11 protein-coding genes are annotated in these 13454 nt (G+C 63.3%); 8 read left to right on the forward strand and 3 right to left on the reverse strand.

What is annotated here, in order from left to right; translation table 11 throughout:
• Nucleotides 1-154: 154 nt before the first annotated feature.
• The 3 genes from BLW21_RS14200 (at nucleotide 155) to BLW21_RS14210 (ending at nucleotide 3847) form a co-directional block, all read left to right on the forward strand.
• Nucleotides 155-1084, forward strand: coding sequence for a geranylgeranylglycerol-phosphate geranylgeranyltransferase (locus BLW21_RS14200; protein ID WP_092741164.1), 930 nt, complete (start codon nucleotides 155-157; stop codon nucleotides 1082-1084).
• 134 nt (nucleotides 1085-1218) lie between these two features.
• A complete protein-coding gene (locus BLW21_RS14205; protein WP_092741166.1) occupies nucleotides 1219-2511 on the forward strand; it encodes a BamA/TamA family outer membrane protein in 1293 nt (430 codons plus the stop codon).
• A 157-nt stretch (nucleotides 2512-2668) separates the two neighbouring features.
• Nucleotides 2669-3847, forward strand: a complete 1179-nt coding sequence (locus tag BLW21_RS14210; RefSeq protein ID WP_092741168.1) for a glycosyltransferase family 2 protein — start codon at nucleotides 2669-2671, stop codon at nucleotides 3845-3847.
• Nucleotides 3848-3943: 96 nt separating this feature from the next.
• Here the strand turns inward: BLW21_RS14210 and BLW21_RS14215 are convergent, their stop codons facing one another.
• The 3 genes from BLW21_RS14215 to BLW21_RS14225 all read right to left on the reverse strand — a co-directional run bounded on the left by BLW21_RS14215 (nucleotide 3944) and on the right by BLW21_RS14225 (nucleotide 6674).
• Nucleotides 3944-4546: a class I SAM-dependent DNA methyltransferase gene (locus BLW21_RS14215; protein WP_092741170.1), complete on the reverse strand. Its 603-nt coding sequence runs from the start codon at nucleotides 4544-4546 to the stop codon at nucleotides 3944-3946.
• 112 nt (nucleotides 4547-4658) lie between these two features.
• On the reverse strand, nucleotides 4659-5396 hold the full coding sequence (locus tag BLW21_RS14220) for a PIG-L deacetylase family protein (RefSeq protein WP_092741172.1): 738 nt from the start codon (nucleotides 5394-5396) through the stop codon (nucleotides 4659-4661).
• Nucleotides 5397-5501: 105 nt separating this feature from the next.
• Nucleotides 5502-6674 carry an acyl-CoA dehydrogenase family protein gene (locus BLW21_RS14225; protein ID WP_092741174.1) on the reverse strand — a complete coding sequence of 391 codons (1173 nt, stop codon included), beginning with the start codon at nucleotides 6672-6674 and terminating at the stop codon, nucleotides 5502-5504.
• A 187-nt stretch (nucleotides 6675-6861) separates the two neighbouring features.
• On the opposite strand from BLW21_RS14225, the gene purH reads away from it, so the two are divergent.
• The 5 genes from purH to mrdA all read left to right on the forward strand — a co-directional run bounded on the left by purH (nucleotide 6862) and on the right by mrdA (nucleotide 13449).
• Nucleotides 6862-8433 carry a bifunctional phosphoribosylaminoimidazolecarboxamide formyltransferase/IMP cyclohydrolase gene (gene purH / locus BLW21_RS14230; protein ID WP_092741176.1) on the forward strand — a complete coding sequence of 524 codons (1572 nt, stop codon included), beginning with the start codon at nucleotides 6862-6864 and terminating at the stop codon, nucleotides 8431-8433.
• Nucleotides 8434-8659: 226 nt separating this feature from the next.
• Nucleotides 8660-9688 carry a rod shape-determining protein gene (locus BLW21_RS14235; protein WP_092741178.1) on the forward strand — a complete coding sequence of 343 codons (1029 nt, stop codon included), beginning with the start codon at nucleotides 8660-8662 and terminating at the stop codon, nucleotides 9686-9688.
• Nucleotides 9689-9836: 148 nt separating this feature from the next.
• Nucleotides 9837-10760 carry a rod shape-determining protein MreC gene (gene mreC / locus BLW21_RS14240; RefSeq protein WP_092741180.1) on the forward strand — a complete coding sequence of 308 codons (924 nt, stop codon included), beginning with the start codon at nucleotides 9837-9839 and terminating at the stop codon, nucleotides 10758-10760.
• Entirely contained in the window at nucleotides 10757-11293 is a 537-nt protein-coding gene (locus BLW21_RS14245) for a hypothetical protein (protein ID WP_092741182.1), read from the forward strand. The genes mreC and BLW21_RS14245 overlap by 4 nt, the downstream gene beginning before the upstream one ends.
• Nucleotides 11294-11604: 311 nt before the next feature.
• Entirely contained in the window at nucleotides 11605-13449 is a 1845-nt protein-coding gene (gene mrdA, locus BLW21_RS14250) for a penicillin-binding protein 2 (protein ID WP_092741184.1), read from the forward strand.
• Nucleotides 13450-13454 lie beyond the last annotated feature (5 nt).

The following is a 13454-nucleotide window of genomic DNA, read 5'->3' on the forward strand; positions in this document are numbered from 1 at the left end:
CCGGAGCGCAGTACCCGGACGGACGGCAAAGCGGGCGTGGCGGCGCGGCAAGTCGGCTGCAAATGCCTCTTCTGGTTTCGGGAGAGGCTTTTTCAGGCCCTTTGGCTACGGCTGGTCCATCTTTGTATTTCCTATCGTCTTTACGGCCTCGTCTATGCTCGCTCGCTCGCCTTCGTTTGCCGCCGGTATTTCTGCGCGCGGGGCCGGCTCCGGGGCTGGTGGCGGCGGCTGGCAGCAGCTGGCCCGGCTGGTGCGCCTGCCCAACCTGCTGATTATGGGCCTGTGTCTGTTGCTGGTGCGCGCCTGCCTGCTGCTGCCCGCTGCGCCCTGGCGCCAGGTGCTGGCTCCCGGGTTCGGGTTGCTGCTGCTGGCGGCCCTGTGCATCGGGGCGGCCGGCTACATCATCAACGATTACTACGACGTTAAGATTGACGCCATCAACCGGCCCGGGCGGCTGGTGGTGGGGCACGGCATCAACCGGCGCCATGCCATGCTGGCCCACCTGGTGCTTTCGGGGCTGGGCGTGGCCATCGGGGGGCTGCTTTCGCCGCTGCTGGGGCTGGTCAATTTGGGCTCGGCGCTGCTGCTGTGGGGCTACTCGGCCCGGTTTAAACGGGTAGCGCTGGTGGGCAACGTGAGCATTGCCACCCTCACGGCGGCGCTGGTGTTGCTGCCCGAGCTGCAGCTGAACACCGGCCGCTCGGCGGTGTGGGGCTACGCGCTGGCCGCCTTCCTGCTCACGCTGGTGCGCGAAATTGTGAAGGACGTGGAGGATATGCGCGGCGACGCCCAGCACGAGTGCCGCACGCTGCCGCTGGTGTGGGGCGTGCCGCGCACCAAGTGGGTAGCTGGGTTTTTTCTGGCCTGCCTGCTGCTGCTGGTAGCCGGAGCCGTGTTCAATGCCCTGTTTATGAGCCACCGCTACGGGCTGGGCCTGTGGCTGCTGGTGCTGGTGCTGGCTCCGCTGCTGGCACTGGCCGCTGCCCTGCGCCGCGCCGACCAGCGGCGGCACTTCGCTCAGCTCAGCATCTGGTGCAAAGCCATTATGCTGGCCGGGGTACTCTCGATGGTGGGGTTGGTCTGAAAATGCCGGCAACCGCGGCTGCTACAGTTGCGTTAGCAGAGGCTACAGCCCTATTCGTGCGGCCGCTCGTGGTAGCGGCGCTGCCAGCAGGGGTTGGTTCCTTTCACTTCTCTTCTTACCCCGGCCATCACCGTATGCGCTTCTTCTACCCGTTGCTGGCGCTAAGCGCGCTGGCCACCCCGGCTGCCCTGGCGCAGTCAACTGCTCCCGATTCAGTTGCCCCTCTGCTGGCCTCGGCAGTGCTGGTCCCTGCGGCTCCCGAAATTGTAGCCCCGGCCGAACCCACTACTGAGCCTGCGGGCGCGCCGGTGGGCCTCAACCGAGCCCTGGCCCCAGCTACTACCACCAAAATCAGGCTCACGCCCTCCGACCCCGATAAGCCGAGTTTCCTGCCCGTGCCCATTGCTTTTTATCAGCAGGAAACCGGTTTTGCTGGCGGCGTGGCCATTTTGCCGGTGTGGCGCTTCGGCACCGATACCACGGTGCGTAAATCCAATGCCCGCCTGATTGCCTGGATTTCGCAGAAAAAGCAGACCACCGTACAGCTCACGCACACCATTTTTACCAAGGAAGAGAAGTTCTTTTTCTCGGGCGAATTGAGCTACTTCGACCTGGCGTTTAAGTACTACGGCCGCGGCAACGACACCAACGAGGACGTGTATTCCAACATCCAGTACCCACTGTGGGTGTTTGATGAGAAGGCCCTTGTAAAGGTGATGCCTAACCTGTTCGTGGGCCTGCGCTACCGCCTCACCGACCTGGGCGAGGTTAAATTAAAGGACGGCGACGACGAAAGCACGCCCGGTCCCTATGAAGAGATTCCGGCCGAGCAGCGCGGCGGCTACACCACATCGGGCGTGGGCCCGGCGCTGCTTTACGACAGCCGCGACAACGTGCTGGCCACGTATCAGGGCAATTTCGTAGATGCGCACGTACTATTTGCCGGCAAGGGCCTGGGTAGCGACTACAACTTCACCCGCTACATGGTGGACGCGCGCCACTTCAACCCGCTGTTCGGCTCCAACAACACAATTCTGGCGCTGCAGTTTCTGGGCCAGTACCACACGGGCGACGTGCCGTTCCGCGAGTGGGGCGGCATGGGCGCCACGCTCGGCGGCTCTCTTTACAACAATGCCTACCTGATGCGTGGCATTTACGAAGGCCGCTACCGCGACCGGCAGTTCACTACGGCCCAGGCCGAAATCCGGCAGAAGCTGTTCTGGCGCATCGATGGGGCCGTGTTTGGGGCCGTGGGCCAGGTTGCGCCTAACATCGATGAGTATAGCTTTGACCGCATGCGCTACGCCGGTGGAGCAGGAATACGCTTCCGCTTCAACCGCCGCGACCGGCTCAATATCCGCCTCGACTACGGCGTGGGCTCGGGCGGCAACTCGGGCATCATCTTCGCCGTGGGCGAAGCGTTCTAGCTCTTTTTCGCTACCAGCTACCAGCTGCAGGCTGCAGGTGCTTTCGGGCGGCCTGCGGCCTGCAGCTTTTGCTTTTTCGGGCTTCAAAGCTCATCAGTAGGGGTTTTTGCTGATTTCGAGGTCAACCGTACACCGTGCGCCTCGTAAAAAGCAGCGCATGGACTACGCCACTCCGCACCGCTTTCATTCGGCCCATCCCAACAACGCGGCGTTGCCCGTTTCGCCCTGGAGCCATTTGCCGCCGCCTTTCCCAACATTGCGGGCCACTGTCATTATTCCGGCCAAGGATGAAGCGGATGCGCTGCCCGCCACGCTGGCCGCGCTGGCTGCCCAAACCAACGAGCAGGGCGAGCCGCTGCCGCCCGGCTGCTTCGAGGTGCTGGTGCTGGCCAATAACTGCACCGATGGCACGGCCGCGGTCATACGGGCCTTCGCCGCCACCCACCCGGCCCTGGCCCTGCACGTCGCCGAGCTGACGCTGCCCCCCACCGAGGCCCATGTGGGCCGGGCCCGCCGCCTGCTCATGGATGAGGCCGCCCAGCGGCTGGAGCTGGCCGGCCAGCCCCGCGCCGCCATCATCAGCACCGATGCCGATACCCGCGTGGCGCCCGACTGGCTGGCCGCAACGTTCCGGGAGCTGGCGCTGGGCGTTGAGGCCGTGGCCGGCCGCATTCTGATGGAAGAAACCAGCCGGGCCTGTCCTGTGCGCCGCTGCCAGCTCCAGGATGCCGCCTACCAGCTGCTGCGGGCCCAGCTCGAAACCCAGCTCGACCCGCAGCCCCACGAGCCCTGGCCCCGCCATCACCAGCATTTTGGGGCCAGCCTGGCCGTTACGGTGGCTGCCTACCGGCAAGTGGGTGGGCTGCCGGTGGTGCCGTTTCTGGAAGATGAAGCCCTGTATCAGGCCTTACTACGCCACGATTTACGGGTGCGCCATAGTCCGGCCGTGCGCGTGTTTACTTCGGGCCGGCAGCAGGGGCGGGTGGCCGTGGGCCTCTCGTGGCAGCTGCGCGAATGGGCCCGCCTGGGCGCGCAGCAACTACTGGTGCCCGACCCTGCCACCCTAGTGCACGAGTTGAACCTGCGCCGCCGGCTGCGGCAGCAGTGGCAACTGGCCCAGCATGGCGAAACACGCAAGCAAGAGGTGGCAGGGCTGGAAGAAATACCGGCCGAAGTGCTGGCAGCCTTGCCCGGCTACGCCACTTTCGGGGCCTGCTGGGAGTGGGCCCGCCCGCTGCTGCTGCCCAATCCGACGCCCCAGGTGCCGCTGGCACTAGGCATTGCCACGCTACGCACTGAGCTGGCACGGACACCGGTTCTGATCAGTGGTTGGTGAGGAAACATCATTCAGAGCATGGGTCTTGATGCGCCATATGCTCTGAATAACGTTCCGCCACTAATCACTAATCACTAATCACTAATCACTAACCAGCTACCGGCGCTCCAGCACGTCGAGGCGGTACTTTTCGTAGCGCTGGCCGTGTAGGTGCCGTAGGGGCCCATCGGGGGTGGCTTTTTCGAGGAAGAACTCGTGCACGGCGTCGCCGGTGAGTGGGTAGTCGTGCACGGGGGGCGTCCAGTGGACCAGCACGAGCTGGCCGCCGGCCGGCAGTGCCGCCACCAGTTGGTCGGCGGCGCGGGCCAAGTCGGCCGGGCTCCAGTAGTAACCTACTTCCGACACCAGAATCAGGTCGAACTGGCCTGGGGGGAATTCATTGGGTACCCGCAGCAACTGCAGCTCCACCTGCGGCAGGTCGGCGCAACGCTGGCGGGCCTGCTGCAGGGCGGCCTCGGCCACATCAACGGCCAGCAGGTAGTCGCAGCGTGGGGCCAGCCGGGCCGTAAGAATGCCCAGTGAGCAGCCGATTTCAAAAGCCCGCGCGTAGTGTTCGCGGGGCAATGCGGCCAGCGTGGCGGCGTATTTCTCCTGCTCGTAGGCGCTGGTGGCAAAGTCCCAGGGGTCCTGGTTGGCCTCGTACACTTTATCGAAATAGTCGGGCGGCAGCGTGTGCGGCTGGTTGGGGTTCGGCTCCATGTATAAATCCAGTTAGTTGATATGCAGATGATTGAGGCAAAAAAAGGCAAGCGCTCTGCGAGATAGAACGAAAGCGGACAGCTAAAAGCCAATAGCTCAGTAGTTCAATAACTCAGGCGGTGGCCTCCAGGTACACTTCGATGGGGTTCTCAAAGTGCTCCAGCATGGTGGGCGCCAGCGTGAAACCTGCGGGGTCGTCGTCGATGCAGGAGCCGGGCAACTGCGAAGCGTGGGCAGCAATGGCGCGCTGCTTCTCGGCCAGCACCGAGCTGATATTGAGCTGCCAACCGCTTACCTCGCCGGGTTGGGGCAGGTCGGCGGGGGCAGCCCGCTCCCAGGCCCAGACCAGATATTCGACCAGACGTGGCGAAGGCAGCATTTGCGCCAGTGCGGCCCGTACGAGCTGGCTGCTGGCGCGATGGTCGGGGTGGGGGTCACGCCGCCAGGGGCACAGCACGGTGGCCGGCTGCTTTTCCTGAAAAAACTCGACCAAGCGGGCCACAGCTGCCGCGCCGGCCGGTGCATCGGGGCCGGGTACCTGGCTATCGGGCAGGCGTAGCGTCAGCAAATTGGCCGGATTCAGACCCAACTCGGCCAGCGCCAGGCGCAGCTCGGTTTCGCGCAACGCCTGGCGGGCCGGGGCCGGAAACCTGGCCGAGTTGGGATGCGACATCGTGCCGTCGCTCATCAGTACGCACCAGACGGGCACCTGGGCGCGGGCTAGCAGCGCCAGCAGCCCGCCGCAGCCCAGGCTTTCGTCGTCGGGGTGCGGGGCAATTACCACGGTTGGCCCCAGCGTGGCGGCATAGGTGACCGGCTGCAGGGGTAGGGCATTGAAATCAAAGTTCATTCGGCGTAATTCTATAAAATGCAGTTTTCACCATCCACAACTACCCAGACTGGTCGGTCCGAAAGCTGTCAGCTAATAGCTAGTGACTAACAGCTCACCAAAAACTTACTCGTGCCAGAGACGGTGGGCGGGGCGGGGGTGGGCCAGGGCGTAGCGGCCGGCATCGGCCAGGGCGGCATCGGGGGCGGGCTGGCGCAGGTAATGCGTCAGGTCGCGGTGCAGGCGCTCGAAGGGCTCGGGCCGCAGCAGGCCCCTGGCGCCCACGCAACGTTCGGCCAGCGGCAGCACCCGCAGGCAGATGTCCTCGATGGCCGAGCGCACGAGGTTGGCGTGGGCCACCACCGTTTCGGCATCGGCGCCGGGGCGGGCGGCCAGCTCGGCGGCGGCATGCAGCCAGTGCTGGCCGCTGGCCACCAGAATGCTCAGCTGGCCCAGGCGCTGACGCTGATAAGGGTCGTCGGTGCGGTTGAGGGCGCGCAGAAAGCGGCGGGTTTCGTCGAACACGGCCTCGGCCCCGCCCAGCTGCACGGCCGCAAACCGGATGGCCCCGCCACTAAACCAGGGCTGCTGGTAATAGTCGCCGGGGGCGCCCAGTAGCTGCTCGGGCCCCACTTCGAGCCCCGTAAAATCAACCCGGAAGCTGGCCGAGGCCCGCATGCCTAACGGCCGCCAGAACCGGGCGTCGTACTCGGGTACCTGGGTGTCGGCGGGCAGCACCAGCATCTGCCAGCCGCCGCCATCGGGCAGGGCGGCCGTGAGCAGCGGGCGGGTGAGGTGGCCGGCACCCGAGCCGAAGGTTTTGCTGCCGCTGAGCCGGAAGCGGCCGTCGGGCAGCGGCTCCAGCTTCACCCCGTCGTGGGCCTCGGTGTTCCAGACGCCGAACAGGTGGCCCGCCCGGGCGTCGGCGGCCCAGTGCTGCACCTGTGCCGGCCGGCCGAAGCGTCCGATGAGCTGCAAAGCGTTGGTATGGCCCTCGTACACTCGGCCCACGGCCAGGTTGCCCCGCCCAATGTGGCGCAGGGTGCTGAGCAGCTCGTAAGTGTGGGCTGATTCGTTGAGGCTGCTGCCGCCCAGTGCAGCGGGCAGCGGGGCCGTCAGCAGCCCGGCTTCGCGCAGCCAGTCAAATTCCTGGGTTGGAAAACTACCTTCAACATCAGAATGGGCGGCCTGCGCGAACAGGCGCGGGGCGAGGGCAGCGGCTTGGCCGGCCGCTAGGGCCGGGGTGGCCGCGGGCGCAGCAGCCGGGATGGAGGCGGGTGGGCTAATCAGTTCGGGCATAAAAAAAGAACCGGATAACAGGTATTTCCTCTACGCACGGTGGCCCGCTTCGGCTGCCACGGTTGAGCTGCGAAAGTGGCCTGCCAAGCCCGCGGCTGGGCCAGCTTAACAATTCGGTAACAACGGGCCGCGCGAAGGTGCCTACCTTCGCGGAGCATTTCACCAACCTATTCAGCCCCCTTCCGCCATGTCGCAGCCCATTCGTTCCGCCCTTATTTCGGTGTACTATAAAGACCGCCTCGGCCCGCTCGTGGATTTGCTGAGCCAGCACGGCGTAACGATTTACTCGACCGGCGGCACCCAGCAGTTCATCGAGGAGCAGGGCGCCGCCGTAACGGCCGTGGAAGACCTGACCGGCTTTCCGGCCGTGTTTGGCGGGCGCGTGAAAACCCTGCACCCCAAAGTATTCGGCGGCATTCTGCACCGCCGCCACGAAGCCTCCGACCTAGCCGAGGCCGCCCAGCATGAAATTCCGCCCATCGATCTGGTAGTCGTTGACCTGTACCCGTTTGAGGAAACCGTGGCTTCGGGTGCCCCGGAGGCCGATGTGATTGAGAAAATTGACATCGGCGGCATCTCGCTGCTGCGGGCGGCGGCCAAAAACTACCGCGACGTGCTCGTGGTCAGCAGCCGCGACCAGTATGCGGCTGTAACTGAGCTGCTGGCTCAAAAAAACTGCGCCACCGACCTGGAAGACCGTAAGCGTTACGCCGCCGCCGCCTTCGCCGCCACCGCCCACTACGACACCGAAATCGGCCGCTACTTCGCGGCAAGTCAAAGTGAAAAAGTAAAAAGCAAGAGCGCTGGTCAGAAACAAGCTGACAGCTATCAGCTAACAGCTAACAGCTCAGAAGAAACGCCTCTGCGCTACGGCGAGAATCCCCACCAGGCGGGCACTTTCCACGGCGACCTGAGTGCACTCTTCGACCAGCTCCACGGCAAGCAGCTCAGCTACAACAACTTGGTGGATGTGGACGCGGCCGTGCTGCTGATGCGCGAATTCGACGCGGCGGGCCCGGCGGCCTGCGCCATCCTCAAGCACACCAACGCCTGCGGCGTGGCCCAGGCCGACACGCTGCACCAAGCCTACCTCAACGCCCTGAGCTGCGACCCGGTATCGGCTTTCGGCGGCGTAATCATCGTGAACCGGCCGGTAGATGCGGCCACGGCCGACGAGCTGAACAAGCTGTTTTTCGAGGTGCTGATTGCGCCCGAATTTGAAGCCGAATCACTGCCGCTGCTGCAGAGCAAGAAAAACCGCATTCTGCTGCGTCAGAAGCCCGTGCAGTTCCCGGCCAAACAAATCAAAACGCTGCTCAACGGCACCATCGAGCAGGATTTCGACCAGGCCATCGAGGGTGCGGCCGACTTTAAAACCGTTACCGACTCGGCACCGACTCCTGAGGAGGTAGCGGCCCTGGAATTCGCCCTCAAAATCTGCAAACACACCAAGAGCAACACCATTGTGCTGGCCCGCGCCGGCCAGCTGCTGGCCTCGGGTGTGGGCCAGACCTCGCGGGTGGATGCCCTGCGCCAGGCCATCGAGAAGGCCGCCTCGTTTGGGTTTGATCTGAACGGGGCTGTACTGGCCTCCGACGCCTTCTTCCCCTTCCCCGACTGCGTGGAAATTGCGGGTGCGGCCGGCATCCGGGCCGTAGTGCAGCCCGGCGGCTCCATCAAGGACCAGGACAGCATTGCCGCCTGCAACCAGTTGGGTATGGCGATGGTGCTCACGGGCGTACGCCACTTCAAGCACTGATTTAGTGAATAGTGAGTAGTGAACAGTGAATAGTGAGCCCGGCTGTTATCCTGACGGTAGAAGCGAGTCGCTAAAACGGCTGTTCTTGCGTGATAAGGTCCTTCCTTCGTCAGGATGACAGCCGGGCTCACTATTCACTGTTCACTACTCACTATGAATTACTCCGTACTTTTGCCCTTCTTTTGATGGGCCAAGCGGTCCGTTCTCATTTACTTGCCGTTACGCGATGGGTTTCTTCAATAATTTCTTTACCAGCGACATTGCCATCGACCTGGGCACGGCCAACACGCTCATTATTCATAACGATGTTATCGTGGTGGACGAGCCGAGCATCATCGCCAAAGACCGCACGACCAACAAAGTAATTGCCGTGGGCCGGCAGGCGCAGCAGATGCACGAGAAAACCCACGACAATATCAAAACCATCCGGCCCCTGAAAGACGGCGTAATTGCCGACTTCCACGCCGCCGAGGAGATGATTAAGGGGCTCATCAAGATGATTCCGACCCGGCCGCGGCTGTTTCAGCAAAGCCACCGCATGGTTATCTGCATCCCGTCGGGCATTACGGAGGTGGAAAAGCGGGCCGTGCGCGACTCGGCCGAGCACGCCGGGGCCAAGGAAGTCTGGATGATTCAGGAGCCCATGGCCGCCGCCATCGGCATTGGTATTGATGTGGAGCAGCCCATCGGCTCGATGATTATCGACATTGGGGGCGGCAGCACCGAAATTGCGGTTATTGCTCTTTCGGGCATCGTCTGCGACCAGAGCATCAAAACGGCCGGCGACGTGTTCAACCAGGATATTCTCGATTACATGCGCCGCCAGCACAACCTGCTGATTGGTGAGCGGAGCGCCGAGCGCATCAAAATTGAAGTGGGCGCAGCCCTGACCGAGCTCGAAGTAACGCCCCCCGACTACGAGGTGCGCGGCCGCGACCTGATGACCGGCATCCCGAAAGTAATCAAGGTGACGTCGTCGGAAATTGCCATTGCCCTCGATAAGTCGGTGGCTAAAATTGAGGAGGCAGTCCTCAAGGCCCTCGAAATCAGCCCGCCCGAGCTGTCGGCCGACATCTACGAAAACGGTATTCATCTGACCGGCGGCGGCGCCCTGCTGCGCGGCCTCGACAAGCGCCTGGCCGTGAAAACCAAATTGCCCATCCACATTGCCGAAGACCCGTTGCGCGCCGTAGTGCGCGGCACCGGCGCGGCCCTCAAGAACCTCCACGGCTTCCGGGGCGTGCTGCTTACCTAAGAAGCTAGGAGGGAGAAGCCAGGAGTTAGAATTGGGCGTCATTCAGAGCACAGCTTGTTCTGAATGACGTTCTTTTTACATACTCAATGGCTGATTTCGCGTATTTGTCCGCTTCTAACTTCCCGCTTCTAACTCCTAGTTCCTCCGAATGAATAATCTGTTCGCCTTTCTGTTTCGCTACCGGGCTTTCCTGGTATTTGCGGTGCTGGAAGTGCTGAGCGTATTTCTGCTGGTGCGCAACAGCACCTACCAGCGGGCCGCGTTTTTCAACTCGGCCAATACCTACGTGGGGCAGGTGCTGGCCTCGCGCAACCAGGTGCAGGACTATTTCCGGCTGGCCGACATCAACCAGGAGCTGATGCGCGAAAATGCCCGGCTGCGCCAGCAGTTCTACCAGCCCGACCTGGGGGGCCGCACCGCCGACTCGCTGCCCGTGCGCCAGGACAGCACCACCCGGGCCCGGCTGGCCATCCTGGGCCGCCCCGATTCGCTGCTGCTGGGCCTGCGAGCCCTCTCGACCCGCGACCCTGACTACCCGCTCATTCCGGCCCGGGTGGTGAGCAGCACCCAGCGTCTCGTAGATAACTACCTGACCCTGAACGTAGGCCGCGCCGATGGGGTGCGCGATGGCATGGGCGTGGTGTCGGCCGAAGGTATTGTGGGGCGGGTGAAGGTGTTTTCCGAGCACTACGCCACCATCACGTCGGTGCTGCACTCGCAAAGCCGCACGTCGGCCCGCATTCAGCGCGACGGCACCATTGGCACCGTGCGCTGGCTCGGCGACGACCCCACCCACGTACTGCTCGACAATATTCCGCGCCAGAACAAGCTCGTGCGCGGCGATACGGTAGTGACTTCGGGCTTCAATGCCGTGTATCCGGAGGGCGTGCTGGTGGGCACCGTCGATTCGTTTGTGAAGGAGCCCGACAAGAACTTCTGGACGGTGCGCGTGCGGCTGGCCACCGATTTTTCGCGCCTCACCTACGTGTACCTGGTCACCAGCCGGCCCCAGGCCGAGCGCGACACGCTGGAGCTGCGCGCCGGCATAAAACCCGAAACCAAGCGGCCATGAGCGGAGGAATTTTGAGCGTTCTGTGGCAGGCAGTGCGGGGTGTATTTTACCTGGCCCTGTACGTGCTGCTGATCAGCGGCACCGATTTCGTGCTGTTCAACCTGGCCTGGTGCTTTATTTACCTGGGCTTTCTGCTGTTTCTGCCCCTGGGTACGCCGCTGGTGGTGCAACTGGTGCTGGGCTTTGTCACGGGCATTTCGCTCGATCTGGTGTTTGACACCGGCGGGGTGCACGCCGTTGCGGCCGTGCTGCTGATGTACCTGCGGCCCTGGGTGCTGCGCCTGCTCACGCCCCGCGACGGCTACGACACCCAGGATTCGGTCAACATCCACCAGATGGGCTGGCAATGGATGGTGGTGTATCTGGTGCTGCTCACGGCCATTCACCACACCGCCTTTTTCCTGCTCGAACTGGGCTCGATGCGCTTCGTGGGCCTCACGCTGGCCAAAATTGTGCTCAGCACGCTCTACACGGCCCTGGCGCTGCTCATCATCCAGCTGGTGTTCTACCCCACCAAGCGCCGGCAGCGGTAGGGGGTTGGGGTTTTGGCAGGATAGAGGGAGAACCTGGCGAATAAGAACGTCATGCTGAGCGGAGTGCAACGAAGCCGAAGCATCTTTACCGCTTCGTTGCCAGACTACCCTAATGTCAGGCTTACCACTGCAGTAGAGATACTTCGACTACGGCTGCGCCTTCGCTCAGTATGATAACCGTTGCCCCCCAACGCACCAGCCCTTCTAACCCCCATCTCGCCACATAGCACCTTTTCCGCACGGTCGGGGTTATCTTTGTCTTCCGACTGCTTGCTCGTAGCGGAAACCTTTTCCTTTCAGATTCTTCTGCCTTGCAATACCTCGAAGGCCGCAAATACGTCGTCCAGGCAATTTTCCTGGCCGTCGCGCTGGTTTTTGCGACGCGCCTCTTTTACATCCAGGTGCTGGACGGCAGCTACAAGCTGGCCGCCGACCGCAACACGCTCCAGCGCATCGTGCAGCCCCCCTACCGGGGCCTGATTTACGACCGCAAGGGCCAGATTCTGGTCCAGAACACGCCCGTGTACGACCTGATGGTGGTGCCGCGCGAAGTGAAAGTGCTCGATACGCTGCGCTTCAGCCAGCTGCTGCAGCTGCCGCTGGAAGAGGTGCGCGAGGGGCTGCAGCAGGCCCGCAAGTTCAGCCGCGTGAAGGCCTCGCCGCTGGTGCAGAACCTGAGCACCCAGGAGCTGGCCGCCATCCAGGACAACCTAATTGATTTTCCCGGCTTCAGCGTGAAGGCCCGCATGGCCCGCTCGTACAACACCCACACCATGGCCCACGCCCTGGGCTACGTGGGCTCGATTACGCCCAAGCTGCTCGAACGGCCCCAGTACAGCAAGTACCAGCCGGGCGAGTTTCTGGGCATCACGGGCCTAGAGTCGTTCTACGAAAAGCAGTTGATGGGTCGGCGCGGCGTGCAGTACCGCATGGTAAACGTGCGCGGCATCGAGAAGGGCGCCTTCCGCGACGGCGAGTACGACACGCTTTCCGTGGCTGGCCAGGATTTGCACCTGAGCCTCGACTCGGAGCTGCAGGGCTACACCGAAAAGCTGATGGCCGGCAAGCGCGGCTCGGTGGTAGCCCTCGACCCCAAAACGGGCGAAATTCTGGCCTTCGTGTCGGCTCCCATGTTCGACCCCGAAATGCTGTCGGGCAAGGGCATGGGCAACCGCTACATGGAGCTGCTCAACAACCCCGAGCAGCCGCTGTTCAACCGCCCACTGATGGCCACCTACCCGCCGGGCTCCACCTTCAAGCTGGTGAACGAGCTGGTGGCGCTGCAGGCGGGCGTAGTGTCGCCCAACACGCCGTTTGCGTGCAACTGGAAGCTGGTGCGCTGCACCCACCGCCACGAGTACCCCAGCAACGTGGGCCTTGCCATCAAAAACAGCTGCAACCCTTATTTCTACCAGGTGATGCGGGCCACCGTGCTGCGCGGGCGCTCCAGCAACCGCTTCGAGGATGCCCGCCTGGGCCTGGGCGAGTGGCGGCGCAAGGTGATGCAGTTCGGACTGGGCGAAAAGCTGGGCGTGGATATGGGCAACGAGAAAAAAGGCCTGGTTCCGTCGCCCGAGTTCTACGACAAACGCAACGGCTACCACCGCTGGACCTACCGCACGGTGTATTCGCTGAGCATCGGGCAGGGAGAAATGGGCATTACGGGCCTGCAAATGGCCAATGTGCTGGCTACCATTGCCAACCGCGGCTGGTACTACACGCCTCATTTCGTACGCGGCATCGGCAGCGGCGGGCCGCTGCCCGAGTACCAGATAAAGCACACGGTAGGGGTAGAGGCCCGGCATTTCGAGGCCATCATTCCGGGCATGGTTAGCGTGGTGGATGGCAACGGCGGCACCGGCAACAACGCCAGCCTCTCCGATGTGGGCATAGTGGTAGCCGGCAAAACCGGCACCGTGCAAAACCCCCACGGCGACGACCACGCCACGTTCGCCGCCTTCGCCCCGGCCCAGGACCCCAAAATTGCCATTGTGGTATTTATCGAAAACGCCGGTTTCGGCGGCAGCTCAGCCGCGCCGCTGGCGGCCCTCGTGATGGAAAAATACCTGCGCGGCCAGGTAGCCCCCTGGCGCCACCGCTGGGAAGAGTGGCTGCCCGGCCCCGCCGACCGGTTTATCAAGCGCCGAAAGTACTGATAGAG

It is taken from the genome of Hymenobacter psychrophilus (assembly GCF_900107135.1).
Classification (GTDB): Bacteria; Bacteroidota; Bacteroidia; order Cytophagales; family Hymenobacteraceae; genus Hymenobacter; species Hymenobacter psychrophilus.